This is a genomic window from Priestia sp. RMT2NF4 (assembly GCF_047872835.1).
Taxonomy (GTDB): domain Bacteria; phylum Bacillota; class Bacilli; order Bacillales; family Bacillaceae_H; genus Priestia; species Priestia zanthoxyli.
This window is the reverse complement of record NZ_JBLQZO010000002.1, coordinates 440,982-467,603: the sequence shown is the minus strand read 5'-3', so window position 1 is coordinate 467,603 and position 26,622 is coordinate 440,982. Positions and strand designations below refer to the sequence as shown.

Here is a 26,622-nt window from a genome sequence, read left to right as displayed (position 1 = left end):
CCTTAAGGAGGGCTACTCATGTCAGTATTAGAAAACTGGGATAGCTGGAAAGATTTTTTAGGCGACCGTTTACATCATGCACAAAACGAAGGAATGCAAGAAGAAGTTATTCATGATCTTGCTTATCAAATTGGTGGATATTTAGCAAACCAAGTTGATGCAAAAAATGATCAAGAGCGAATTTTAGCAGACCTTTGGAGCGTTGCTTCTAAAGAAGAGCAGCATGCGATTGCGAGCAGCATGGTGAAATTAGTTCAAAATAACGGATCAGTAAAATAAGTTATCGTTTCTAAAAAGGAGCTAATTCACCGCGTGTGAAAGCTCCTTTTTTCTTAGAATTAAATAGTACAAATAAATAAGCGCTTACATACATAACAAATGTAGAACTACTTGCCTTTAGGGTTTATAATATAATGGAAATCATTTATAGTTAAACTAGGTGAAAAAAAGGGGGCACCTCTCGAAGGCCAGCCAAGAAATGGGAGGGGTTTGATGGAGAAAATTGAGTGGTATTTAGAATATCAAATACAAAAAAATCGTCCGGGTCTTTTAGGTGATATTTCATCGCTTCTTGGAATGTTGTCAATTAATATTGTCACAATTAATGGAGTGGATGATATTCGCCGTGGATTATTGCTGCGCTGTGATTCACATGAGCAAATAGACAGGCTTGAATCTATTTTGAAAACAATGGATAATATCATTGTGACAAAAATGAGACCGCCTAAATTGCGTGATAAGTTAGCAGTGCGTCACGGTCGCTATATTCAGCGTGACGCAGATGATAAAAAGACATTCCGTTTCGTAAGAGATGAATTAGGTTTGCTCGTAGATTTTATGGCGGAACTGTTTAAACAAGACGGTCATAAGCTTATCGGTATTCGAGGTATGCCGCGAGTAGGCAAAACCGAATCGATTGTAGCAGCTAGCGTATGTGCGAACAAAAGGTGGCTTTTTGTGTCTTCTACACTCTTAAAACAAACGATTCGCAGTCAGCTTATTGCTGACGAATACAACGCTGATAATATTTTTATCATTGACGGGATTGTATCGACAAAACGAGCGAATGAAAAGCACTGGCAGCTTGTTCGAGAAGTAATGAATGTACCCGCGACAAAAATCGTGGAGCATCCGGATGTATTTGTACAAAATACCGAGTATTCGTTAGATGATTTTGCCTACATTATTGAAATAAGAAATGACCCCAATGAGAAGATTACATATGAAATAATGGAAGGTCCTCAAATGTTTCAAGACGGTGGATTATCGATGTTTGATTTTTAGCATAATTGGTAGGTGTTAGCATTGACAGAGTTAGGACAAAGGTTAAGACAAGAACGAGAAAGCAAAGGATTGTCGTTAGAGGATTTACAAAAACTAACGAAAATTCAAAAACGCTATTTACTTGGCATTGAAGAAGGCAATTATGAGGTTATGCCAGGGAAATTTTACGTACGAGCGTTTATTAAGCAATACTGCGAAGCAATTGGGTTGGACACAGATGCTATTTTTGAAGAATACAAATCAGACATTCCTTCAACTCAAACAGAAGACATGCCGCAGCAGCTTTCGCGCGTTCGCAGCCGCAAAGAAATTCCTCAGCATACAAAAGGAGTTTCAAAAGCATATGACTACCTTCCAACTGTTCTAGTGGTGGCGGGAGTTGTAGTTGTTGGGATTATTATTTGGGTAATCGCTCAAAATATCGTCTCGGATAAAAACAAGGAGCAGGCTAATCAAGAAGCTCCAAACAGCGAAGTTCAGCAGTCTAACACGCAGGAAGAAACGAATGAAACTACTGCAAAAAATGACAATAGCAAGTCAGAAGATGAACAAAGTGCTGCTGATAAGAAAGAACAAGAAAAAGCTGAAAAAGAAAAAGCCGCAAAAGAAAAAGCTGAGAAAGAAAAAGCTGAAAAAGAAAAGAAAGACAGCGGTAAACAAGAATACAAGGAAGTTCAAAAAACAGGCAGAAGTGCTACGTATGCTCTTTCCGGTACAGATGCATTTAACCTAGAAGTAACATCCACTCAAGCAGATACTTGGTTAGATGTGAAAAATGGAAAAGGAAATGCTTTCTTTAGCTCCATTCTAAAAAAAGGTGAAACAAAAGAATTTGATTTGACGAAAGAAACGGAAGCTCGTGTCAACATCGGTTATTCACCTGGAGTAGAGTTAAAAGTAAATGGAAAAGCGGTTGACTTGCCGTTTGATTCATCCAAGCAAGTTCGACAAGTTGTAACGATTCAATATCAGCCGGCAGAAGCACAGTAAACAGCCTGTTTTAAAAAGTGGTCAGGGTGTAAATAAAGATAATATGTGAATTAAATACTCATTCACGCTATAATAAAACCAAAGCCGTGCAAACAACTTCGTTTGCACGCTTTCAGTTTGTAACAGTAATTGGAGGCAGAAGAAGTGAATTTACCAAACAAGATTACCATTTCGCGAATTTTTCTAATTCCCGTATTCCTCATTTTTATGATGGTGCCGCTACCATTTGGCACAGTGGAGGCAGCAGGAAAAGAGATTCCGATCGCTCATCTATTAGGGGCGGCATTATTTATTATTGCATCTACAACAGACTGGATCGACGGATACTATGCAAGAAAGTACGATTTAGTCACAAACTTGGGCAAGTTTTTAGATCCACTAGCAGACAAGCTGTTGGTTTCAGCTGCGCTTGTAGCTATTGTTGACTTAGATTTAATTGCAGGTGCAGGATGGGCTGCTATCATCATTATTAGCCGTGAATTTGCTATCACAGGTTTAAGACTTGTACTAGCAGGGGAAGGAGAAGTTGTAGCAGCCAATATGTTAGGTAAAATTAAAACATGGACTCAAATTTTAGCTATTTCAGCTATTCTGTTGTACAACTTGCCTTTTGAATGGATTTCCATTCCGTTTGCTAGCGTAATGCTTTGGATCTCAGTGATTTTTACGGTTATTTCAGGCTGGGACTACTTTGCTAAAAACAAACAGGCTTTTGTTAATTCAAAATAAGTAAGATGGAGATGATATGATGAACGCTGAAATTATTGGAGTCGGCTCTGAGCTGCTGCTTGGGCAAATTGCCAATACAAACGCTCAGTATTTATCGAAAAAATTAGCCGAACTTGGAATTAATGTTTACTATCATACAGTAGTAGGAGATAATGCACAGCGCTTGAAAGAAGTGATTGCTACAGCTCAAACACGTGCAGAGTTAATTATTTTCACAGGCGGGCTTGGTCCTACAAAAGATGATTTAACAAAAGAAACAATTGCGAGTGTGCTAGGAGTAGAGTTGACAACAAATGCGGAAGCACTTGAAAGCATTGAAGCCTATTTCAAACAGTCAAATCGTATCATGACACCTAACAATAAAAAACAGGCAATTGTACTTGAAGGTTCGACAGTGCTCCCTAATGATTACGGAATGGCTCCAGGTATGGGGCTTACAGTAGAGGGAAAACACTATATGCTATTCCCAGGGCCGCCAAAAGAGCTCTATCCAATGTATGAAGCATATGGTCAAGAATTTTTAGCTCAAAAGCTTGAATTAAAAGAAAGTATTGAATCACGCGTTCTTCGTTTTTTCGGAATAGGAGAATCACAGCTTGAGACGGAAATTGAAGATTTGCTTGATGCGCAAACAAACCCGACGATTGCACCGCTTGCAGGAGATGGAGAAGTGACGCTTCGCTTAACTGCTAAGCACGCTGATGCTGCTGAAGCACAGCGCATGTTAGACGAAGTGGAAAAAACCATTTCAGAGCGCGTAGGCGAGTATTTATATGGATACGAAGCAACTTCTTTACATAATGAATTGGTAAAAGAATTAACGGCACAAGGCTTGACGATTGCTTCAGCCGAAAGTTTAACCGGCGGGTTATTCAGCGAACGTTTAACAACTGTTTCAGGTGCTGGAGAAGTTGTTAAAGGCAGCCTGGTAGCCTATCATTATGAAATCAAGCAAAATATTCTCGGAGTGAGCGAACACACGCTGAATCAGTACGGAGCCGTTAGCGAGCAGTGCGCGGCTGAAATGGCTCAGCGTATTCAACAGTTATACAAAACGGATATTGGCATCGGTTTTACGGGTGTAGCTGGACCCTCTAAACAAGAAGGACACCCTGTAGGAACAGTGCATATAGGGGTCGCTTATAAGGATCAAACTCCTCAAGTTTACAGTTTGCAGCTATCTGGAAGCCGCCAAGGAATTCGTTCACGAACGGTTAATTACGGCTGTCATTACGTATTGAAGACGATAAAAAAATAAAGAAAAAAGGCTGCTTAGTTTTACCAAAGCAGCCTTTTTTTAATTTTATAAAAAACGAACATTTATTCGCTTTTTGCTTGTCAAACGACCCAAAAACTAGTATAGTAAGTTATAGAAAGTTGTTAATTCGACATTGCTACTACATCGTAGTAAGTTTGCAGTTTATAGATGATTTCAAAGAGATAGAGGAGGAAATTGAGTGAACGATCGTCAAGCAGCCCTTGATATGGCTTTAAAGCAAATTGAAAAGCAATTTGGTAAAGGTTCAATTATGAAATTAGGTGAACAAACGGAAAAAAGAATTTCTACAATTCCAAGTGGTTCATTAGCATTAGATATAGCTTTAGGCGTAGGTGGATATCCACGTGGACGTGTGGTGGAAGTATATGGCCCAGAAAGCTCAGGTAAAACAACAGTTGCTCTTCACGCGATTGCAGAAGTTCAACAGCAGGGCGGACAGGCTGCATTTATCGATGCGGAGCACGCGTTAGATCCTGTATATGCTCAAAAATTAGGTGTTAATATTGATGAGCTGTTATTATCTCAGCCTGATACAGGAGAACAAGCTTTAGAAATTGCTGAAGCTTTAGTTCGAAGCGGCGCAGTAGATATTATTGTTGTTGACTCAGTAGCAGCGTTAGTGCCAAAAGCGGAAATTGAAGGAGAAATGGGAGACTCTCACGTGGGTCTACAAGCTCGTTTAATGTCTCAAGCATTGCGTAAACTATCTGGAGCTATTAACAAGTCTAAAACAATCGCTATCTTTATTAACCAAATTCGTGAAAAAGTCGGCGTAATGTTTGGTAACCCTGAAACAACTCCTGGTGGACGTGCGCTTAAATTCTACTCTTCAGTGCGTCTAGAAGTGCGTCGTGCAGAGCAGTTAAAGCAAGGAAATGATATCGTAGGTAACAAAACAAGAATTAAAGTTGTGAAAAATAAAGTAGCTCCGCCTTTCCGTGCTGCCGAAGTAGATATTATGTACGGAGAAGGTATTTCAAAAGAGGGTGAAATTTTGGACATCGCTTCTGAACTAGATATTGTCCAAAAAAGTGGATCTTGGTATTCATATAATGACGAGCGTCTAGGTCAAGGCCGTGAAAATGCAAAGCAATTCTTAAAAGAAAATACTGATATTCGTCAGGAAATTGCGGGACAAGTGCGTGAACATCATGGTTTAGACCAAGATGGAGAGCCAGCTCCTGAGGATGACGATCAAGGCGATTTAAATATTTAATTTGCTGCGAGATAAAAAAAGACTCCTCTATTTCAAAGAAGGGGTCTTTTTTTTGTAAAAATTGTTAATGCTAGAAAAGTAACATACGAAATTTCAATATATACTGTAGAGGCAGGCTTGACAATAAAAATGCACAGATTTACAATTAAGATGTATATTTTCCCTTTTTAAAACATTTTAGCGTTTAAAAGCCTTTGTGTGTATATTGAAAGGTGAATACGATGTACATGCCGACATGAAATTTAAAACTTACAAGTTTATAGCAAGGGGAGGTGAAATGATGGATACTAATACAATCATCTTCGCTTTGCTTGGCCTAATCGTCGGTGCAGTTGTTGGCTTTTTTGTTTGTAAATCGATTGCTGAAGCTAAAATTGCGGGAGCAAAGTCTAGTGCAGAACAAATTATTGATGAAGGAACCCGCGAGGCGGAAGCTTTGAAAAAAGAAGCTTTACTAGAAGCGAAGGATGAAATCCATCAGCTTCGTACAGAGGCAGAACAAGATATTCGTGATCGTCGAGCAGAACTTCAAAAACAAGAAAATCGATTAATGCAAAAAGAGGAAAATCTTGATCGTAAAGACGAATCACTTGATAAACGTGAAGCGTTACTTGAAAAGAAAGATGATTCTCTTACTGTTAAACAACAGCATATTGAAGAGATGGAAAGCAAAGTTGAAGAAGTAGTACGTGCACAGCAAACAGAGCTAGAGCGCATTTCAAGCTTAACAAGAGAAGATGCAAGAGCGATTATTTTAGATCGTGTTGAAAATGAACTTTCCCACGACATTGCAATAATGGTAAAAGAAACAGAAAACCGTGCAAAAGAAGACGCCGATAAAAAGGCGAAAGAAATTCTTTCACTTGCTATTCAGCGTTGCGCAGCAGATCATGTTGCTGAAACGACTGTCTCAGTTGTTAACTTGCCAAATGACGAAATGAAAGGCCGAATTATCGGTCGAGAAGGTCGAAACATCCGTACGCTTGAAACTTTGACAGGAATTGATCTTATTATTGATGATACGCCAGAAGCAGTTATTTTATCAGGATTTGACCCAATTCGTCGTGAGACAGCAAGAATTGCACTTGATAAACTCGTTCAAGATGGTCGTATCCATCCCGCACGTATTGAAGAAATGGTTGAAAAATCTCGCCGCGAAGTGGACGAATATATTCGTGAAGTTGGTGAACAAACGACGTTTGAAGTCGGTGTTCATGGGTTGCACCCAGACTTGATGAAAATTCTTGGTCGCTTAAAATTCAGAACAAGCTATGGTCAAAATGTGCTGAAACATTCAATGGAAGTAGCGCATTTATCAGGACTTATGGCTGCTGAATTAGGTGAAGATGAAACGTTAGCCAAACGAGCAGGATTGTTACATGATATTGGTAAAGCAATTGACCATGAGGTAGAAGGAAGCCACGTAGAAATCGGTGTTGAATTAGCTACAAAGTATAAAGAACATCCGGTTGTTATTAACGCGATTGCTTCTCACCATGGAGATACAGAACCAACATCAATCATTGCTGTACTAGTTGCAGCAGCGGATGCATTATCTGCTGCAAGACCAGGTGCTCGCAGTGAGACGTTAGAAAACTACATTCGTCGTCTTGAAAAGTTAGAAGAAATTTCAGAGTCTTATGAAGGCGTTGAAAAATCATTTGCAATTCAAGCAGGGCGTGAAGTTCGTATTATGGTGAAACCAGATACGATTGGTGATCTAGAAGCGCATCGACTTGCTCGAGATATCCGAAAACGAATTGAAGATGAGCTGGATTATCCTGGCCACATCAAAGTAACGGTTATTCGCGAAACAAGAGCAGTAGAGTATGCAAAATAAAAATGAAGTGGCGTTTCGCCACTTTATTTTTTTTCGTAGAGATGAAGATGCAGATTAAGAATGAAGTATAGGAGCTTTTACATGAGAATTTTATTTATTGGAGACGTAGTTGGTTCTCCAGGCCGTGAAATGGTTGAAGAATATTTACCGAGATTAAAAAGAAAATACTCTCCGGGACTTACAATTGTGAATGGAGAAAATGCAGCTTCAGGAAAAGGAATTACCGAAAAGATTTATCGTCAGTTCTTACAAGCAGGGGCTAACATTATTACTCTTGGTAACCATGCGTGGGACAAACGTGAAATTTTTGATTTTATTGACGATGCAAAAAATCTTGTTCGTCCAGCAAATTTTCCTGAAGGTACACCGGGCAAAGGAATTACGTATTTTACGTACAATCAGCTTGAGGTAGCCGTGATTAATTTACAAGGGCGTACGTTTATGGCTCCGCTCGATTGTCCATTTCAAAAAGCAGATGAATTAATTGAAGAAGCACGCCAGCGCACTCCGCTTATTTTTATTGATTTTCATGCTGAAACAACAAGTGAAAAGCAAGCGATTAGCTGGTATGTGGACGGTCGTGTCAGCGCTGTTGTCGGCACTCATACGCACGTTCAAACAGCTGACAATCGTATATTGCCAAAAGGAACAGCCTACATCTCTGACGTAGGAATGACGGGACCTTATGACGGCATTTTAGGGATGGAGCGCGAAGCTGTTATTAAGCGTTTTTTAACGTCTCTTCCTGTTCGATTTGAGGTGCCAAAAGAAGGAAGAACGCAGCTTAGTGGAATCGTTATTGATATTGATCAAAAGACGGGGAAAGCAACAAAAACAGAGCGAATTTTAATTAACGAAGATCATCCGTTTTTTGAATAAAGGGAAAAAGTCAATGTGTCGAAAAACGATACATTGGCTTTTTTATTTTGTCAAAAACGTAAAAAGAAAAAAGAAAGGTGTAGAAATATAAGTTTTTGAATATTTAGGAAAAACAAGCAGGAATACGTTTGACATATCGTGAATATAGTAACATTGAAATCAATTAAGTCATTGGTCTAATGATCTCTCATCATACATTGTAAAGAATAAGGAGGAGCTAGATATGGAAATATTAAAAGTTTCAGCAAAGTCTAATCCAAATTCAGTTGCTGGTGCCTTAGCAGGCGTGCTGCGCGAACGCGGCGCAGCAGAAATTCAAGCCATTGGGGCCGGGGCACTTAATCAAGCAGTAAAAGCTGTAGCAATCGCAAGAGGGTTCGTTGCACCAAGTGGGGTTGATTTAATCTGCATCCCAGCTTTTACAGATATTCAAATTGATGGAGAAGAGCGAACAGCCATTAAATTAATTGTAGAGCCGCGATAATTATAAAAACCACGGACCTGTAAAGCATAGAAGCCAAACAGGTCCTTTTTGTATAGAGTTAAAGGGGTGTTGGTTGTGATATTTGATGCTCATTGTGATGTATTAATGAAGCTCTGGTTAAATAAACGTTTATCTTTTACATATGATTCAGCGCTGCATGTTACGTTAGAAGGCATAAAAAAAGCAAAAGGAAAAGTTCAGCTATTCGCTATTTATATTCCAGAAGCGGTTCCGGCAGCTCAGCGCTTTGATGTTGCGTTAGAAATGATTCAGCTGTTTCAGAGTCATATTTTATCGCTTCCCGGTGTAAAATGGGTTCGTTCAAAGCGCGATATAGATAGCTTGAAAAAAGGTGAACTTGGAGCCATGCTGACGCTTGAAGGGTGCGATGCCATTGATACAAGTTTAGTTCGCTTAAAGACACTTTTTTCACTGGGTGTACGTTCAGTAGGCTTGACATGGAATTACAGCAATGCTGTATGTGATGGTATTTTAGAACCTCGAGGGGCGGGGTTATCGTCTTTTGGAAGAGAAGTTGTTGAATTGAATAATGAACATAAAGTGTGGACGGATGTCTCTCATTTATCAGTAAGAGGTTTTTGGGATGTGATTGAGCTAGCACAATATGTAGTGGCTACTCATTCCAATTCACACGTATTGTGTTCTCATCCCCGGAATTTAAGAGACGATCAAATTCATGCTTTAATAAAGCGAAACGGCGTGATTGGTATTACGTTTGTCCCTGAATTTTTAACGAGTTCTGCCAAAGCGCACATAGCGGATGTGATCCGTCATCTTGATTACATATGTGAAAGAGGAGGCGAATACTCCGTTGGTTTTGGCTCAGACTTTGACGGCATTGACAAAACGGTTTATCGTCTCGGAAGATATGAACAGTATACGAATTTAATTGAAGAACTCCTTAAGTATTACACTGAGGAGCAGGTAAAACGTTTTCTGTTTCAAAACTTTGCCGATCGTGTATGCAACTAATAAAAAAAGAGCTTTTTCTTTTTGGGAAAGCTCTTTTTATAGAAGTTATTTATATAATAATACCTCATGTGAAGGCAGAAAAGATCATTAAAAAACTTCATCTTATTCATTAAATATAAATATAATTAAAACGATTGAGAATTCAATGGAAAGGGTTGCATTTTTCTGGCAATCGGAATAAAATTGAAAACGGATTATGGAGCTGTTCAAGCAGAAACGTATCCTGCACAGCGACAAGGTGCTGTGGGAGTTTTGCGGATGATTTTTGTTCGTGAAATGGAGAAGCAAATGAAATCGTTTGCTAATTTACTTTTTTCAGTTTTTATCAATAAAATAGATTTCTATATTAAGAGCAATTAAAGGAGTGGCGTTGATTTATGGTACAGCAACTTTCATGGAAAGTTGGCGGACAGCAGGGTGAGGGAATCGAAAGTACGGGAGAAATCTTTTCAACCGCTTTAAATCGATTAGGTTATTACTTATACGGCTATCGTCATTTTTCTTCTCGTATCAAAGGTGGACATACAAATAATAAGATCCGAGTGAGTACAACTCAGGTTCGATCTGTGTCAGATGATTTGGATATTTTAGTTGCGTTCGATCAGGAAACAATCGATGTAAACGTCCATGAGCTGCGCGTAGGAGGCGTTGTAATTGCAGATGCGAAATTCAACCCAAGTCTGCCCGAAACATGTACAACTGCTACGCTATACGCTGTTCCGTTTACAGAAATTGCAACGGAACTAGGAACGTCGCTAATGAAGAACATGGTTGCTGTAGGCGCTTCAAGTGCTGTGCTTCATATTGACACAGAAGTATTTGAAGAAGTAGTGCTTGAAATCTTCGGTAAAAAGGGCCAAAAAGTTGTACAAAAAAACATGGAAGCTATTAAAAAAGGTGCAGATTACATTCGTGAACAGCTAGGCGAACAATTAGAAACAATGAAACTAGATCCAGCGGATGGTAAAAAACGTATGTTTATGATTGGAAACGATGCGATTGCACTAGGTGCTTTAGCCGGTGGGGCTCGTTTTATGCCAGCATATCCAATTACCCCTGCTTCAGAAATCATGGAATACTTAATTAAAAAGTTTCCTCAATTCGGTGGAACTGTTATTCAAACAGAAGATGAAATCGCAGCATGTACGATGGCTATCGGAGCTAACTATGCAGGCGTACGTGCGCTGACAGCATCAGCTGGACCTGGTCTATCATTAATGATGGAGTCGATTGGATTAGCGGGCATCACTGAGCAGCCTGTTGTGATTATTGATACGCAGCGCGGCGGTCCAAGTACAGGGCTTCCAACTAAGCAAGAACAGTCTGACTTAATGGCTATGATTTACGGTACGCACGGTGAAATTCCGAAGATCGTCATGGCGCCAAGTACGGTTGAAGAAGCATTCTACGATACGATTGAAGCGTTTAACTTAGCAGAAGAATATCAGTGTCCAGTTATTATGCTAACGGATTTACAGCTTTCACTTGGGAAACAGTCTGTAGAACCGCTTGACTATAACCGCGTTGAAATCCGCCGCGGCAAGCTTCAGCAAGGAGAGCTAGAAGAGTTGGAAGAAAAACAATATTACAAGCGCTACCGCGTAACAGAAGACGGCGTATCACCACGCGTCATTCCAGGAATGAAGCATGGCATTCATCACGTAACGGGAGTAGAACATGATGAGACAGGAAAGCCATCTGAATCTCCGGTGAACCGCGATGATCAAATGAATAAGCGTCTTCGTAAAACAAAAGGAATTCGTTTTAATACGCCAATTCATGTTCACTCTCATGAAAAAGAGTCTGATATTTTATTTGTTGGATTTAATTCGACGCGTGGAGTTATTGAAGAGGCAATGGAACGTTTGGAACAGGACGGTATAAAAGTAAATCACGCTCACATTCGTTTAATTCATCCTTTCCCAGCTGACGAACTGCTTCCTTACGTGCAAGGAGCTAAAAAAGTAGTTGTCGTTGAAAACAATGCTACTGGACAGCTTGCTAATATTTTAAAAATGAATATCGCAAGTCATGATAAAATTCAAAGCGTATTGAAGTACGATGGAAATCCATTTCTTCCGCAAGAAGTATACGCAAAAAGTAAGGAGATGTTTGTGTTAAATGGCAACGTTTAAAGATTTTCGTAACAGTGTAAAACCTAACTGGTGTCCGGGGTGTGGAGATTTCTCCGTACAAGCAGCCATTCAACGCGCATCTGCTAACGTAGGTTTAGAACCTCATGAGCTTGCTGTTATTTCAGGTATTGGATGCTCTGGACGTATCTCTGGTTATATTAATTCATATGGTTTTCACGGTATTCACGGACGTGCGCTTCCAATCGCTCAAGGTGTAAAAATGGCTAATCGTGATTTAACCGTTATCGCATCTGGCGGTGATGGAGATGGGTTTGCTATCGGTATGGGACACACGGTACATGCGATTCGCCGAAACATCGATGTAACGTATATCGTAATGGATAACCAAATCTATGGTTTAACAAAAGGACAAACATCTCCTCGCAGTGAAGTAGGATTCAAGACAAAAAGTACGCCTGAAGGATCAATTGAGTCGTCTTTATCTGTCATGGAGCTGGCGTTAACTTCCGGGGCAACGTTTGTAGCGCAAAGCTTTTCAACGAATTTAAAAGAGTTAACAAGCTTAATTGAACAAGGCATTCAGCATAAAGGTTTTTCTTTAATTAACGTATTTAGCCCGTGCGTAACGTATAACAAAGTGAACACGTATGATTGGTTTAAAGAAAACCTAACTAGTCTTAGCACAATTGAAGGTTATGATGCAAACAATCGTATGCAAGCTATGCAGACGTTAATGGAGCATAATGGCTTAGTAACAGGGCTTATTTATCAAAATGCGCATCAGCCGTCGTATCAGCAGCTTGTTCACGGCTATAGTGAAGAGCCGCTGTCAAAAGCAGACTTAGGTATGACTGAGGAAAAATTTGATGAGCTAGTGGCTGAATTTATGTAAAAGAGGCTGCAATAAAAGCAGTTTAGTAGAGGGGAAATCCGAACGGTAAATTGAGATTCTTAATGGAGAATCCAGCTCGTTCGGATTTTTTCATAGTGATAGGTATAGAAAATAGGTATATGATTGTGTTCGCTACTTGAAAGTTATATACTATGTTAATGTGATGAGTTTTATGCATAAGCATAAGGCTGTCACATTTTTTTGCGATTTACAGGTGCAACGTGACAATTGTCATGGCGAAAGGAGATTTTTTTATGAACGAAAAACAACGTTTAGAAAGCAACCAAGTTAATCCAGCGGACAAAAAATCCGAAAAGGATTACAGCAAATATTTTCAAACAGTATACATGCCACCTTCTTTAAAAGATGCGAAAAAACGAGGAAAAGAAGAAGTTTCCTATCACAACGATTTTGCAATCGATGAACAGTTTCATGGAATGGGACAGGGACGTAAGTTTTATATCCGTACGTACGGCTGTCAAATGAATGAGCACGATACAGAAGTAATGGCTGGTATTTTTCTAGGCCTTGGCTACGAGCCGACTGACTCTGTTGAAGATGCTCATGTTATTTTATTGAATACGTGTGCGATCCGTGAAAATGCGGAAAATAAAGTGTTTGGTGAATTAGGACACTTGAAGGCCTTAAAGCGCGAGCGTCCTGAGCTATTAATCGGCGTCTGCGGATGTATGTCTCAAGAAGAGTCAGTTGTAAATAAAATTTTACAAAAACATCAGCACGTGGATATGATTTTTGGTACACATAACATTCATCGTTTGCCTCACATTTTGAACGAAGCATACTTAGCAAAAGAAATGGTGATTGAAGTATGGTCTAAAGAAGGGGACGTTATTGAAAACCTTCCAAGAGCACGTAAAGGCAGCGTCAAAGCATGGGTTAACATCATGTACGGCTGTGACAAGTTCTGTACGTACTGTATCGTTCCGTATACGCGAGGAAAAGAACGAAGCCGCCGTCCAGAAGATATTATCCAAGAAGTACGTCATTTAGCTGCTCAAGGCTACAAAGAAATTACGCTTCTAGGCCAAAACGTTAATGCATACGGAAAAGATTTTGAAGACATGAAGTACGGCTTAGGCGACTTAATGGACGAAATCCGTAAAATTGACGTTGCTCGTATCCGTTTTACAACAAGTCACCCTCGTGACTTTGATGACCGTTTAATTGAAGTTCTTGCTAAAGGTGGAAATCTTGTCGATCACATTCACTTGCCTGTTCAATCAGGAAGCAGTGATATCTTAAAAATTATGGCACGAAAATATTCTCGTGAACATTATTTAGAGCTTGTTTGTAAAATTAAAGAAGCCATTCCAACGGCATCATTAACAACTGATATTATTGTTGGTTTCCCAAATGAAACGGATGAGCAGTTTGAAGAAACAATGTCGCTATATCGTGAGGTTGAATTTGATAGTGCTTATACGTTTATTTATTCACCTCGTGAAGGTACGCCGGCTGCTAAGATGCAAGACAACGTACCAATGGAAGTGAAAAAAGAGCGTCTTCAGCGTTTAAATGCTCTTGTAAATGAAATTTCTGCAAAGAAATTGAAGGAATATGAAGGTAAAGTTGTCGAAGTATTAGTAGAAGGTGAAAGTAAAAATAATCCGGAAGTATTAGCAGGCTACACGGAAAAAAGTAAGCTTGTAAACTTCAAAGCACCTAAGTCAGTGATTGGGCAACTTGTAAAAGTAAAAGTTACAAAAGCCAAAACATGGACATTAAACGGGGAAATGGTAGAAGAAACAGCAGAGGTGAAGTAATATGGCGCAGTATAACAAGAGTGACGTAATTAAACGTGCTCAAGAGCTGGCAAAAATGATTGCTGAAACGGAAGAAGTAGATTTCTTCAAGCGTGCCGAAGCTCAGCTTAACGAAAATCAAAAAGTGCGTGAAACCATTGCAAGCATTAAAAGTTTGCAAAAACAAGCTGTTAATTTCCAACATTATGGTAAGACAGAAGCGTTAAAACAAGTGGAGGCAAAAATCGATCGTTTACAGGAAGAGCTGGATGAACTGCCGATTATTCAGCAGTTTCAAGAGTCTCAAATAAACGTGAATGATTTGCTTCAACTTGTCGCTAACACTATTTCAAACACAGTAACAGATGAAATTATTGTGTCAACAGATGGTGATTTACTGCGCGGTGAAACAGGTTCACAGGTGCGAAACAGCCCTGGATCTAGCTGCTCATAAAGAAAAAATGCCTTAGCAAATTGCTGAGGCATTTTTTTGTGCATCACGTGTGCATTATGTGGCATGAAAATTGGGCAGATTTTCTCTCTAATAATTGTCACGTTTTTCTATATCCTTGCATACAATGGAACATAGGTTTTTTATGCCTTAAACCTAGTTTCTTAAAAATAATGTGCAAACAAGTGAATGAGCCTGCATAGGATGAAATGAAGATAGTTTGAGGAGGGTATGCTCACATGTCACAACACTATAGAGAAATTATTACAAAAGCAGTCGTAGGTAAAGGTCGCAAGTTTACACAATCGTCTCATACGCTTGCACCGAAAAATCGACCAACAAGCATCTTAGGATGCTGGGTGATTAACCATGAGTACAAAGCAAAGAAAAGCGGCAGCAATGTAGAAGTTGACGGCAGATATGATATTAACATCTGGTATTCGTACAATAATAATACAAAAACCGAAGTTTGGACGGAAACCGTATCATACAAAGATAATATTAAGCTGCGCTATAAAGACGAAGATTCGATTGGAGACGATTACGAAGTAATTGTTCGCGTGCTGCAGCAGCCAAATTGCCTAGAGTGCACAATTTCACCAAATGGCAATAAAACGATTGTTCAAGTAGAGAGAGAATTGTTGGCGGAAGTGATTGGCGAAACCAAGGTTTGTGTTGCAGTAAATCCGAAAGGCTGCGATGATGAAGACGAGTTTGATTTAGACGTAGATGACGATGAATTTGAAGATTTAGATCCTGATTTTATATTAGGAGACGATGAGTAACTAGGAAGAAGTTCTTCCTAGTTTTTTTATTTTTACTATTTTAAGAAAATTCTTATAAAAATAAAAAAATATATTGCTTTTTGTCGAATGCGCAGTGTATAGTAAATCTAAAGAAAATAATGCATTAATTTTCAGAAAATTTAGTTATATCAGATAAGTATTTTTTGGGGGTTTACTATGAGCTTATTTCGTAAAAAATCAATTCAAACGTTAATTAGTGAAACCAACTCTAAAGGTGTTAAATTAAAAAAGGATTTAGGCGCTTTCGATTTAACGATGTTAGGAATTGGAGCCATTATCGGAACCGGAATTTTTGTATTAACGGGCGTAGCCGCCGCTGAACATGCCGGTCCAGCTTTAGTTATATCTTTCATTATGTCAGGACTTGCGTGTGTGTTTGCAGCTCTTTGTTATGCGGAGTTTGCCTCAACAGTTCCCGTTTCAGGAAGTGCATACACTTACAGTTATGCAACATTTGGTGAATTAATCGCTTGGATTTTAGGGTGGGATCTTATCTTGGAATACGGTCTTGCTTCTTCTGCTGTAGCGAGCGGATGGTCGGGGTATTTCCAAGGATTGTTAGCAGGGTTTGGCATACATTTTCCAAAAGCTTTAACAAGTGCATACAATCCTGCAAACGGCACGTACATTGATATTCCAGCAATTATGATTGTTTTCTTAATTACCTTGCTTTTAACACAAGGAGTAAAAAAATCTTCACGTTTTAATGCTATCATGGTTATTATTAAACTGGCTGTTGTACTTCTGTTTATCGGGGTAGGAGTTAGCTATGTTAAGCCAGAAAACTGGACGCCGTTTATGCCGTTTGGTTTCTCGGGAGTAGCGACAGGAGCAGCAACTGTATTCTTCGCCTACATTGGATTTGATGCTGTAGCAACAGCGGCCGAGGAAGTACGTAAGCCTCAGCGAGATATGCCAATTGGAATCATCGCATCTCTTGCGATTTGTACAGTCCTTTATATCGTCGTATCGCTTATCTTAACAGGAATCGTCCCTTATACTGAATTAAATGTTAAAAACCCTGTAGCATTTGCTTTAAGCTACATTAATCAAGACTGGGTAGCAGGATTTATTTCATTAGGTGCAATTGTTGGTATTACAACGGTATTACTCGTTATGATGTATGGACAAACTCGTTTATTTTATGCGATCAGTCGAGATGGTCTATTGCCGAAGCCTTTTTCAAAAATCAGTGAGAAAAAACAAACGCCAGTAGTAAATACGTGGATTACATGTTTACTAGTATCTATCTTCTCTGGTTTAGTACCATTAGGAAGATTAGCAGAGTTAACAAATATCGGTACTCTTTTTGCTTTCATGACTGTATCAATTGGAATTTTATATTTACGTAAATCAAAACAAACTTCAGAATCGACTGGTTTCCGCGTACCGTTCGTGCCGGTGGTTCCAATTTTAGCTTTTGTGTTCTGTTTATACTTAGCACTTCAGCTTCCAAAGTTAACATGGATTAGTTTCGTAATTTGGCTTGTACTAGGGCTAGTGGTTTACTTCTTATACGGACGTAAGCATAGTCATTTGAACAGCAGTAAATAATGAAAAGCTTCGGACAAGCTTCTTCCTTCGTCCGAAGCTTTTTTATTTGTTTGATGAAAAGAAATTGAAGATTGTTCTATTTGAATAAATTAAGTTTAAGAAAGACTTATGTTATAATACGTGTAGCAAAAACGCACAACTAGATGTGGTATGGAGGAATAGTATGGCAGCGTATACGCCAATGATACAGCAATATTTGAGAATTAAGGCAGAGTATCAAGATGCCTTTTTATTTTTTAGATTAGGTGATTTTTATGAAATGTTCTTTGAAGATGCTACGACAGCTTCTCAAGAACTTGAAATAACATTAACAAGTCGAGACGGAGGAGGACAAGAGCGAATTCCGATGTGCGGGGTTCCGTATCACTCTGCTCCTACGTATATCGAGCGTTTAATTGAAAAGGGATTTAAAGTAGCTATTTGTGAGCAGGTAGAAGACCCTAAGCATGCAAAAGGTGTTGTAAAGCGAGAAGTGGTGCAGGTGATTTCACCCGGAACACTGATGAACGAACGCGGACTGCATGAAAAGGAAAATAACTATATTTGTTCTGTTACTGCGTTCGAGGATCAAACGTTTGGTCTTGCTCTTTCTGATTTGTCTACAGGAGAAAACAGCGTAACGCTTGTTAGTTCGTTTCACGATATCGTCTCAGAAATTTATGCAAAAGAAGCAAAAGAAGTCGTTGTAAGCTCTGAGTTTCCTGCTGACTTATTACAAACACTAAAAGAGCGCATGACGATTACCATTTCTTATGAGAATAGTACAGGTCAAGTAGAAGGACTAGATTATTTAGTAGAGTCGCTTCAGCAGCAAAAGCTTATTACAACGTTTGCGCGTATTCTTCAGTATTTAACTCGCACGCAGAAGCGTTCGCTTGAGCACTTACAGCCCGTGCAGTTTTATCAAATCAATGAATATATGAAAATTGATTTGTTCTCTAAGCGAAACCTAGAGTTAACCGAAACGATTCGTTCAAAAGGAAAGAAAGGCTCGCTTCTATGGCTATTAGACCAGACCGTTACGGCAATGGGCGGCCGTTTATTAAAAAATTGGATTGACCGTCCGCTTTTAAAACAAGCGGATATTGATAATCGTTTGAATATGGTAGATGTCTTAATGAAACAGTTTTTTGAACGAGAAGAACTGCGTGAGTTGCTAAAAGACGTATATGATTTAGAACGCTTAGCTGGTCGAGTAGCTTTTGGGAATGTAAATGCTCGTGATTTAATTCAATTAAAAAAATCATTGCAAAATGTGCCTCATATTCAAGAGGTTGTGAATCGTTTGAATCATCCTTATGCCACAAAGCTTGTTGAAGACATTGATCCTTGTGAGCGATTAGCTAATCTTCTTGAAAGAGGATTAAAAGAGCACCCTCCGTTGTCAATTAAAGAAGGAGACATTATTAATGACGGCTATCATGAACAGCTTGATCAATATCGAGATGCAAGCCGAAACGGAAAAACGTGGATTGCATCACTTGAACAGCAAGAGCGTGAGAAAACAGGGATTCGCTCACTGAAAATTGGTTATAATCGCGTGTTCGGCTATTATATAGAAGTAACGCGGGCAAATCTGCATCTTTTGCCTGAAGGAATGTATGAACGAAAACAGACGTTAACCAATGCAGAACGTTTTATTACGCCTGAGCTGAAAGAAAAAGAAGCGCTGATTTTAGAAGCGGAAGAGAAAATTGTAGAGCTGGAATATGAATTGTTTTTACAAATTCGTGAAGAAGTAAAAGCATATATTCCAAGGCTGCAAGAACTTGCTAAAAAAGTAAGTGAGCTTGACGTACTGCAGTGCTTTGCAAAAATCAGTGAAGAACGTCATTACACGAAGCCTATTTTTTCAAGTGAAGACATTTCGATTCAAAATGGACGCCATCCAGTAGTAGAAAAAGTAATGAATTCGCAGGAATATGTGCCAAATGACTGTCAAATGACGGATGATAGTTCAATTTTACTGATTACAGGACCAAATATGTCTGGTAAAAGTACGTACATGCGTCAGGTCGCTTTAACGGCGATATTAGCTCAAATTGGCTGTTTTGTGCCAGCTGACGAAGCGGTTCTGCCGATTTTTGATCAAGTGTTTACACGTATCGGAGCAGCTGATGACTTAATTTCAGGCCAAAGTACGTTTATGGTCGAGATGCTAGAAACGAAGAATGCAGTGACAAATGCCACTCAGTCGAGTCTGATCCTGTTAGATGAAATTGGACGGGGCACGTCTACGTATGACGGAATGGCTCTTGCTCAAGCAATTATTGAATACGTTCATGAACATATTGGCTGTAAGACACTATTTTCTACTCATTATCATGAATTAACCGTACTCGATGAGTCGCTTCCTGCGCTTAAAAATGTTCATGTAAGCGCGGTTGAAAAAAATGGGAAAGTCGTCTTTTTACACAAAATCAAAGATGGTGCCGCAGATAAAAGCTATGGTATTCACGTAGCGGAACTAGCAGAACTTCCAGATCCGCTTCTAGAGAGAGCTCGCGTCATCTTACACGATTTAGAACAATTTTCTGAGCGTGAACCTGTACGTCAGGCTCCAAAAAGAGAAGAGATAACACAACAAGTTCCACAAGAAGGTGCTTCTTTGGTTCAAGAAGAACGTGCAGATCGTAAAAAAGCAGATGAAGCCAATCAGCTTTCGTTCTTTGAAATAGAAGAGAAAAAAGAAAAGCCTGCGCTTTCAAAACGTGAAAAAGCAATTATCGATCGTTTAAAAGAGCTCGATATTTTAGAAATGACGCCTTTAGACGCAATGAATGCGATGTATGAACTGCAAAAATCATTAAAAAAGAAATAGATTGAGAGGAGTGAGTCTGTGGGTAAAATTGTGCAGCTTTCAGACGAACTTTCAAATAAAATTGCTGCCGGAGAGGTTGTTGAACGACCTGCTTCGGTGGTGAAAGAACTAGTCGAAAATGCTATTGATGCAAACAGTACAGTTATTGAAATTGAACTAGAAGAAGCTGGGCTTTCAAAAATTCGTATATTGGATAATGGAGACGGCATTGCTTCTGAAGACTGCTTGACCGCTTTTAAAAGACATGCGACAAGTAAAATCAAAACAGAACAAGATTTATTTCGAATTCGAACGTTAGGATTTCGCGGTGAAGCTTTGCCAAGTATTGCTTCGGTTTCAATGCTTGAACTCAAAACGAGTACGGGAGAAGAAGCCGGCACTCACCTTAAACTTAGAGGCGGAGAAATCGTTCATCACGAATTAACGTCAAGCCGAAAAGGTACCGAACTTGTTATTGAAAACCTATTTTTTAACACACCTGCACGTTTAAAATATATGAAGACGGTAAACACGGAGCTTGGTAACGTAACGGATGTCGTCAATCGCCTTGCGATGTCTCATCCTGAAGTTTCAATTCGGCTGATGCATCAAGGAAGACAGCTTCTGTATACGAACGGAAGCGGAGATGTGCGCCAAGTGCTTGCAGCTATTTATGGAATGGCAGTGGCCAAAAAAATGATTCCGATTAACGTTCAGTCTCTTGATTATGAAGTGAATGGTTACGTTGCTCTTCCTGAAATTACACGAGCTTCTCGCAACTATATGTCCACCATTATTAACGGTCGTTTTGTTAAAAACTACGGGTTGTTAAAAGCGGTACAGCAGGGCTATCATACCCTTTTACCTATCGGCCGTTTTCCAATCGTGTTTTTAACCATTACAATGGACCCTTTGTTAGTGGACGTGAATGTTCATCCAGCGAAACTAGAAGTGCGTTTAAGTAAAGAAGCGGAGCTGTTTGAGCTTATTGAACAAGGAGTAAAAGCTGCTTTTAAAAAGCAGCAGTTAATTCCGGATGCTGTAGTACCAACCAAGTCAAAATCAGCTGTGCAGCCAACTGAGCAGCAGACCTTTACATTTGATCATCAGTCTAAACCGTCTGGCTATCAGCCGTCTGATACGGTTCGCGAGCCTAGCTTTAAGGAGACTACCGCTCGTGTAGACGAGATCATGCCGCCTGTTAAAACAGAGGTCATACGTCAAGATGAAGAACTTGAACCAACGTTTCGAGAAATAGAACACTATGAAGAATCGGTGGAAGAAAACGCACCTATTCCAGAACCAAACCGTTCAGCCAAAGAGCAGCCAGAACCGCGTGTTCCTGCGATGTACCCAATTGGCCAAATGCACGGAACGTATATTTTGGCGCAAAATGAAAAAGGATTATTTATTATTGATCAGCACGCGGCGCAGGAGAGAATCAAGTACGAATATTTTAAGCGAAAGCTTGGAGAAGTAGATTCAGAAGTTCAAGAACTGCTTATGCCGCTTACGCTAGAGTTCTCGGGAAATGAAGCCTTGATTTTAGAAGAATACAAAGACATGCTTGCTGAAGTAGGAGTCTTTTTAGAACCGTTTGGACAAAACTCCTATATCGTTCGTTCACATCCGCAGTGGTTTCCAAAAGGAGAGGAACAGGAAACCATTGAAGAGATGATTCAGCAAATCTTTACGATGAAACGAGTCAATATCGAAAAGTTACGAGAAGAAGCGGCTATTATGATGAGCTGTAAAGGATCGATTAAAGCGAATCATCATTTGCGAAACGATGAGATTTTTGCTTTACTTGAAACGTTAAGAAAAACAACGGATCCATTTACGTGTCCGCACGGACGACCAATTATTATTCATCATTCGACGTATGAAATGGAAAAAATGTTTAAGCGAGTGATGTAAGCAATGCGGCTAGCTGCAGCTAGCCGTTTTGTTGAATAAATCATGACCATTTGGATAAAATGGAATGATGTGAATGCCTATAGATGAAAGTAGTGTTGTTATGACGGGAGAGAAACCAAAACTTATTGTCATTATTGGACCAACTGCGGTTGGTAAAACAAAATTAAGCATTGAACTTGCCAAACAGTTAGACGGTGAAATTATTTCAGGTGATTCGATGCAAATTTATAAAGGGATGGATATCGGAACAGCAAAGGTGTCAGAAGAAGAGATGCAGGGTGTTCCCCATTACCTGATCGATATTAAGGAGCCGGATGAATCGTTTTCTGTGGCAGAATTTCAAGAGATTGTAAGAAAACAAATCGATGATATTCGTGCTAGAGGAAAAATGCCGATGATTGTTGGAGGGACGGGTCTTTATATTCAATCCGTTATTTATGATTATCAGTTCACAGAAACGCCTAGTGATGAAAAAGTTCGTGAACGAATGGAAGTATTTATTAAAGCTCATGGCATTGATCCCCTGTATGAGAAGCTCAAAGAAATTGACCCAGACAGTGCGGCTGCTATTCATAAAAATAACCATCGTCGTGTAATTCGAGCCCTTGAAGTTTATGAAGTAACCGGCAAAAAATTCAGTGACTATACAAAAGAACAGTCGCAAGAGTTATTATACGATGTAACCATTATTGGACTTACAATGGATCGCGACGTATTATATGAGAGAATTAATCACCGAGTCGATATGATGATGCAGGCTGGACTGCTTGAGGAAGTCAAATCATTGTACGAAAGTGGTCTGCATGATGTACAATCAATTCAAGCTATCGGCTACAAAGAGCTTTATGCTTATTTTGAGGGACGCTGTACGCTCGAAGAAGCCGTTGAACAGTTGAAACAAAATTCACGCAGATATGCAAAGCGTCAGTTAACATGGTTTCGAAATAAAATGCCTGTAAAATGGATAGAGATGGAAGTTGACAAATTTCCCGAAAAGTTTGCTGAAATTTTTACATATATTGCAGGAAAGCTGAAGAAAGAAGCGAATTAAGTAAACAGATAGAGAACCGAGGAGGCCGAATAATGAAACAATCAGTTAATATTCAAGATCAATTTTTAAATCAATTACGTAAAGAAAATATCTATGTGACGGTATTTCTTTTAAATGGTTTTCAATTAAGAGGACTAATTAAAGGATTTGATAATTTTACTGTGCTAATTGAATCTGAAGGAAAACAGCAGCTGATTTATAAACATGCGATTTCGACATTTGTACCAAATAAAAATATTACAGTAGAACTTGAATAGAGATTAAAGAGAAGCATCCGCATATTCGGATGCTTTTTTTATGTAAATAAAGGCTTAGAAAAGTTTCTTAACATTGTTTTTACTCATTGAACATAAACCTTATAATAGACGATTATTTCTTCGGTAATAAGAGATCATTGTCTTCGTATCGTTCATCGCATGCAGCTATGCGATACAGAGAAGTGGGATGAAACGAGAGGTGAACATGGTGGAACAGCCGATAACTCTTAAAAATAATGGGCAAATTAATATCATTTTAAATAATGAAACAAAAAAGGAAAAATCGTATACGACATCAATTCCGCGTCCTGCCAAAAAAGCTGTGATAAATCATGAGCCGCTTCGGGAAATTGAACGAGAAATGAGCGGACTGGTTGGAATGGAAGAATTGAAAAAAATGATAAAAGAAATATATGCGTGGCTATATATTAACAAAAAAAGAGAGGAACAGGGCTTAAAAGCGGGAAAGCAGGCGCTGCATATGATGTTTAAAGGAAATCCAGGAACAGGGAAAACGACGGTAGCCCGCCTGCTGGGTAAATTATTTTTGAATATGAACATCTTGTCTAAAGGACATTTAATTGAAGCAGAGCGTGCAGATTTAGTTGGAGAATACATTGGTCATACCGCTCAGAAAACGAGAGATCTTGTAAAAAAAGCGCTTGGAGGTATTTTATTTATCGATGAGGCTTATTCTCTTGCAAGAGGGGGAGAAAAAGATTTTGGAAAAGAAGCGATTGATACATTGGTCAAACATATGGAAGATTCAAATGATAAGTTTGTATTGATTTTAGCTGGTTATCCAAGAGAAATGGAAAATTTCTTAAGTCTTAATCCAGGGCTGCGCTCTAGGTTTCCGTTTATTTTTGATTTTCCGGATTATGATGTTAATGAACTGATGGACATTGCGGGTCACATGATGAATGACAGGCAGTATCAGTTTAGTACAGAGGCCTATAAAAAGCTAAAAGATCATTTTATGGACGTGAAGTACAATCAGACGCCTAGGGATTTTAGTAACGGTCGATATGTGCGAAACATTATTGAACGTTCCATACGTACTCAATCCATGAGGCTTTTAGAAGAAGAAAGCTTTGAACGCAACGAGCTTTTAACTTTAACATCAAGCGATATTCAGCTGTGAAAAAAAGCCTTTCGTCATGAAAGGCTTTTTTCTACATATTTGGTTGTCGAATCGTTTTAATCGGCAGGCGCCATTTGTAAATGTATGAACACATCCGAAGGCCTACAAGCAAGATAAATAACGTATAAAGTTCTACAGGCGTGTTTGTAATATGGAGCCCTACGCTAAATCCTGCGATAATCGCCCATACGGCATAAATTTCATCTTTAAGAACAGTAGGCTTTCGGCGTGCTAATAAATCTCGGATAATCCCCCCGCCGCTTCCTGTTAAGACCGCAGCTACAATAACCGCGCTAAGCGGATGGTTCATATGAGTGGCATAAAGCGCTCCTTGAATCGCGAATGCTGCAAGGCCAATGGCGTCCGAAAAATTTCCCCATCGCTTCCAATGTTTTAAGATATTGTTTGGAAATAAAAAAGTGGCAGTGATAGATAATAAAGCAATTTGAAAAAAGAGTCCTTGTTCCCAAAGGGCAGACACCGGTACACCGATAAGCAGGTTTCGAATGGCTCCTCCGCCAAAAGCCGTTACGATTCCGAGTATGTAAACGCCTAAAATATCATATTCCTCTTCCATCGCAATGAAAGCTCCGCTGATTGCAAAAGCAATCGTTCCAATAATGCTAAGTACGTCCCAAGTCATGATGCTATCCCCTTTATTCTGTTTTCACCAAGTAGCGACTATTATTTTAAAATCAGGCAGCCTGATTCAAATTTCGATAAGTAAACCAATTCAAATTGTATACAGAATTTCGTGATATTTCAATGTTTTTTTAATCATCGTTTTATAGATTTTAAAAAGGGTGTTAAACTAGTAAAAGACAATGTATTCTGTCTCTTTTGCAAAGATGGAGAAATGGAGATTTTTTTGATATGATATGAATGATTTGTCAATTTAATAGTAAGGGAAGGAAAAATCTTTGACAGCAGAAATGAATACTGAACTTGAACGCGTAATTTTAGTCGGATGTCAGCTTCATGACGATGACGAACGTTTTGAATATTCAATGGATGAGCTAGCATCTTTAACTGAGACTGCAAAAGGCGAAGTGCTGGTAAGGTTAACGCAAAAGCGCGATCGCATTCATCCAGCTACTTATATTGGAAAAGGGAAAGTAGAAGAACTTGTGGCTCTTGAAGAAGAGTTAGAGCCTGATTTAATTGTATTTAATGATGAATTGTCACCGAGTCAAATCCGCAATTTGTCAGCAGGGTTATCTGCGCGTGTTATTGACCGCACGCAGCTGATTTTGGATATCTTCGCACAGCGTGCTCAAACGCGAGAAGGAAAAATGCAGGTGGAACTTGCTCAATTAAATTATCTGCTGCCTAGGTTAGTAGGACAAGGTACCGCTTTGTCGCGTCTTGGGGGCGGAATTGGAACAAGAGGTCCTGGTGAAACGAAACTTGAAAGTGACCGCAGACATATTCGCCGTAAAATTGATGAAATTAAGCGTCAGTTAAAGACAGTGGTAAGTCACCGCGAACGTTATCGAGAAAGACGTAAGCGTAATCATGTCTATCAAATTGCAATTGTGGGCTATACGAACGCTGGTAAATCGACGATCTTTAACCGCTTAACCGAAGCTGGTATTTTTGAAGAAAATCAGCTGTTTGCAACTCTTGATCCAACGACAAGACAGTATATGCTTCCGTCAGGATTAACGGCGCTGTTAACGGATACGGTTGGATTTATTCAAGATCTTCCAACAACGTTAGTAGCCGCCTTCCGTTCAACACTTGAAGAAGTAACCGAAGCTGACCTTGTTCTGCACGTGGTAGATTCATCTAATCCAGATTACAACAACCACGAAAAAACAGTGCATCGCTTACTAGAAGAGCTGAACGTAACGGACATTCCGATGCTAACAGTTTACAATAAAGAAGATATGCAGCATGAACTATTTGTCCCATCCGCTTCAACATCGTTATCAATGAGCGCTTTTAAAGCTACAGATTTAGTGAAGCTTGGGGAAAGAATTCAAGAAGAAATGAAAAAAGAAATGGCGTTTTTTCATGTGCTGCTGCCGGCTTATGAAGGAAAAATGCTCGCTGAACTAAAAACGGTCTCTATTCTTGAGTCGTTAAAGTTCAATGAAGAAACTGAGAAGTATCAGTGCAAAGGGTATATTGCAAAAGAGCATCCCCTTTACAAAAAGCTACAAACGCTTGAAGAAAGTTGAGGAACAAAGAAATG

24 protein-coding genes are annotated in these 26,622 nt (G+C 39.3%); 23 read left to right on the top strand and 1 reads right to left on the bottom strand.

Annotation, left to right across the window (positions count from 1 at the left end; all coding sequences use genetic code 11):
* Positions 1-18: 18 nt before the first annotated feature.
* From ACMX9J_RS11575 to spoVK, 22 genes are all read left to right on the top strand, one after another.
* Positions 19-279, top strand: a complete 261-nt coding sequence (locus ACMX9J_RS11575; protein ID WP_013058809.1) for a DUF3243 domain-containing protein — start codon at positions 19-21, stop codon at positions 277-279.
* 213 nt (positions 280-492) lie between these two features.
* Positions 493-1,284, top strand: a complete 792-nt coding sequence (locus ACMX9J_RS11570) for a DUF3388 domain-containing protein (protein WP_013058808.1) — start codon at positions 493-495, stop codon at positions 1,282-1,284.
* A 12-nt stretch (positions 1,285-1,296) separates the two neighbouring features.
* Positions 1,297-2,274 (top strand): helix-turn-helix domain-containing protein, encoded by a 978-nt coding sequence (locus tag ACMX9J_RS11565; protein WP_231099267.1) that lies wholly within the window; start codon positions 1,297-1,299, stop codon positions 2,272-2,274.
* Positions 2,275-2,418: 144 nt separating this feature from the next.
* Complete coding sequence (gene pgsA, locus ACMX9J_RS11560) at positions 2,419-3,003, top strand: CDP-diacylglycerol--glycerol-3-phosphate 3-phosphatidyltransferase (protein ID WP_028411382.1); 585 nt, start codon at positions 2,419-2,421, stop codon at positions 3,001-3,003.
* 16 nt (positions 3,004-3,019) lie between these two features.
* Positions 3,020-4,261 (top strand): competence/damage-inducible protein A, encoded by a 1,242-nt coding sequence (locus ACMX9J_RS11555; RefSeq protein ID WP_028411381.1) that lies wholly within the window; start codon positions 3,020-3,022, stop codon positions 4,259-4,261.
* A gap of 199 nt (positions 4,262-4,460) precedes the next feature.
* Positions 4,461-5,498 carry a recombinase RecA gene (gene recA / locus ACMX9J_RS11550; protein WP_013058804.1) on the top strand — a complete coding sequence of 346 codons (1,038 nt, stop codon included), beginning with the start codon at positions 4,461-4,463 and terminating at the stop codon, positions 5,496-5,498.
* A gap of 280 nt (positions 5,499-5,778) precedes the next feature.
* A complete protein-coding gene (rny, locus tag ACMX9J_RS11545) occupies positions 5,779-7,338 on the top strand; it encodes a ribonuclease Y (RefSeq protein ID WP_013058803.1) in 1,560 nt (519 codons plus the stop codon).
* 81 nt (positions 7,339-7,419) lie between these two features.
* Positions 7,420-8,217 (top strand): TIGR00282 family metallophosphoesterase, encoded by a 798-nt coding sequence (locus ACMX9J_RS11540; RefSeq protein WP_028411380.1) that lies wholly within the window; start codon positions 7,420-7,422, stop codon positions 8,215-8,217.
* Positions 8,218-8,440: 223 nt separating this feature from the next.
* On the top strand, positions 8,441-8,701 hold the full coding sequence (spoVS, locus tag ACMX9J_RS11535) for a stage V sporulation protein SpoVS (RefSeq protein WP_003181955.1): 261 nt from the start codon (positions 8,441-8,443) through the stop codon (positions 8,699-8,701).
* Positions 8,702-8,776: 75 nt separating this feature from the next.
* Positions 8,777-9,694, top strand: a complete 918-nt coding sequence (locus ACMX9J_RS11530; protein WP_033579803.1) for a dipeptidase — start codon at positions 8,777-8,779, stop codon at positions 9,692-9,694.
* 183 nt (positions 9,695-9,877) lie between these two features.
* Positions 9,878-10,054, top strand: a complete 177-nt coding sequence (locus ACMX9J_RS11525; RefSeq protein ID WP_416225820.1) for a hypothetical protein — start codon at positions 9,878-9,880, stop codon at positions 10,052-10,054.
* A gap of 17 nt (positions 10,055-10,071) precedes the next feature.
* Positions 10,072-11,829: a 2-oxoacid:acceptor oxidoreductase subunit alpha gene (locus ACMX9J_RS11520; RefSeq protein WP_416225819.1), complete on the top strand. Its 1,758-nt coding sequence runs from the start codon at positions 10,072-10,074 to the stop codon at positions 11,827-11,829.
* On the top strand, positions 11,816-12,682 hold the full coding sequence (locus ACMX9J_RS11515) for a 2-oxoacid:ferredoxin oxidoreductase subunit beta (RefSeq protein ID WP_013058799.1): 867 nt from the start codon (positions 11,816-11,818) through the stop codon (positions 12,680-12,682). The genes ACMX9J_RS11520 and ACMX9J_RS11515 overlap by 14 nt, the downstream gene beginning before the upstream one ends.
* 254 nt (positions 12,683-12,936) lie before the next feature.
* Positions 12,937-14,466 (top strand): tRNA (N6-isopentenyl adenosine(37)-C2)-methylthiotransferase MiaB, encoded by a 1,530-nt coding sequence (gene miaB, locus ACMX9J_RS11510; protein ID WP_416225818.1) that lies wholly within the window; start codon positions 12,937-12,939, stop codon positions 14,464-14,466.
* A 1-nt stretch (position 14,467) separates the two neighbouring features.
* Positions 14,468-14,899: a RicAFT regulatory complex protein RicA family protein gene (locus ACMX9J_RS11505; RefSeq protein ID WP_013058797.1), complete on the top strand. Its 432-nt coding sequence runs from the start codon at positions 14,468-14,470 to the stop codon at positions 14,897-14,899.
* 236 nt (positions 14,900-15,135) lie between these two features.
* Complete coding sequence (locus ACMX9J_RS11500) at positions 15,136-15,681, top strand: outer spore coat protein CotE (protein WP_013058796.1); 546 nt, start codon at positions 15,136-15,138, stop codon at positions 15,679-15,681.
* 177 nt (positions 15,682-15,858) lie between these two features.
* The gene (locus tag ACMX9J_RS11495; RefSeq protein ID WP_033579805.1) at positions 15,859-17,256 is read left to right on the top strand and encodes an amino acid permease; all 1,398 of its coding nucleotides are present in this window, start codon (positions 15,859-15,861) and stop codon (positions 17,254-17,256) included.
* A 163-nt stretch (positions 17,257-17,419) separates the two neighbouring features.
* The gene (gene mutS, locus ACMX9J_RS11490) at positions 17,420-20,077 is read left to right on the top strand and encodes a DNA mismatch repair protein MutS (protein WP_176343473.1); all 2,658 of its coding nucleotides are present in this window, start codon (positions 17,420-17,422) and stop codon (positions 20,075-20,077) included.
* 18 nt (positions 20,078-20,095) lie between these two features.
* The gene (gene mutL / locus ACMX9J_RS11485) at positions 20,096-21,973 is read left to right on the top strand and encodes a DNA mismatch repair endonuclease MutL (RefSeq protein WP_028411376.1); all 1,878 of its coding nucleotides are present in this window, start codon (positions 20,096-20,098) and stop codon (positions 21,971-21,973) included.
* A 100-nt stretch (positions 21,974-22,073) separates the two neighbouring features.
* On the top strand, positions 22,074-23,024 hold the full coding sequence (gene miaA, locus ACMX9J_RS11480; protein ID WP_034265185.1) for a tRNA (adenosine(37)-N6)-dimethylallyltransferase MiaA: 951 nt from the start codon (positions 22,074-22,076) through the stop codon (positions 23,022-23,024).
* Between the two features lie 32 nt (positions 23,025-23,056).
* Positions 23,057-23,281: an RNA chaperone Hfq gene (gene hfq / locus ACMX9J_RS11475; RefSeq protein WP_013058791.1), complete on the top strand. Its 225-nt coding sequence runs from the start codon at positions 23,057-23,059 to the stop codon at positions 23,279-23,281.
* Positions 23,282-23,486: 205 nt separating this feature from the next.
* A complete protein-coding gene (gene spoVK / locus ACMX9J_RS11470) occupies positions 23,487-24,425 on the top strand; it encodes a stage V sporulation protein K (protein ID WP_223546698.1) in 939 nt (312 codons plus the stop codon).
* 31 nt (positions 24,426-24,456) lie between these two features.
* Here the strand turns inward: spoVK and ACMX9J_RS11465 are convergent, their stop codons facing one another.
* Entirely contained in the window at positions 24,457-25,068 is a 612-nt protein-coding gene (locus ACMX9J_RS11465; protein ID WP_013058789.1) for a trimeric intracellular cation channel family protein, read from the bottom strand.
* A 289-nt stretch (positions 25,069-25,357) separates the two neighbouring features.
* On the opposite strand from ACMX9J_RS11465, the gene hflX reads away from it, so the two are divergent.
* The gene (hflX, locus tag ACMX9J_RS11460; protein WP_176344704.1) at positions 25,358-26,608 is read left to right on the top strand and encodes a GTPase HflX; all 1,251 of its coding nucleotides are present in this window, start codon (positions 25,358-25,360) and stop codon (positions 26,606-26,608) included.
* Positions 26,609-26,622: the final 14 nt, after the last annotated feature.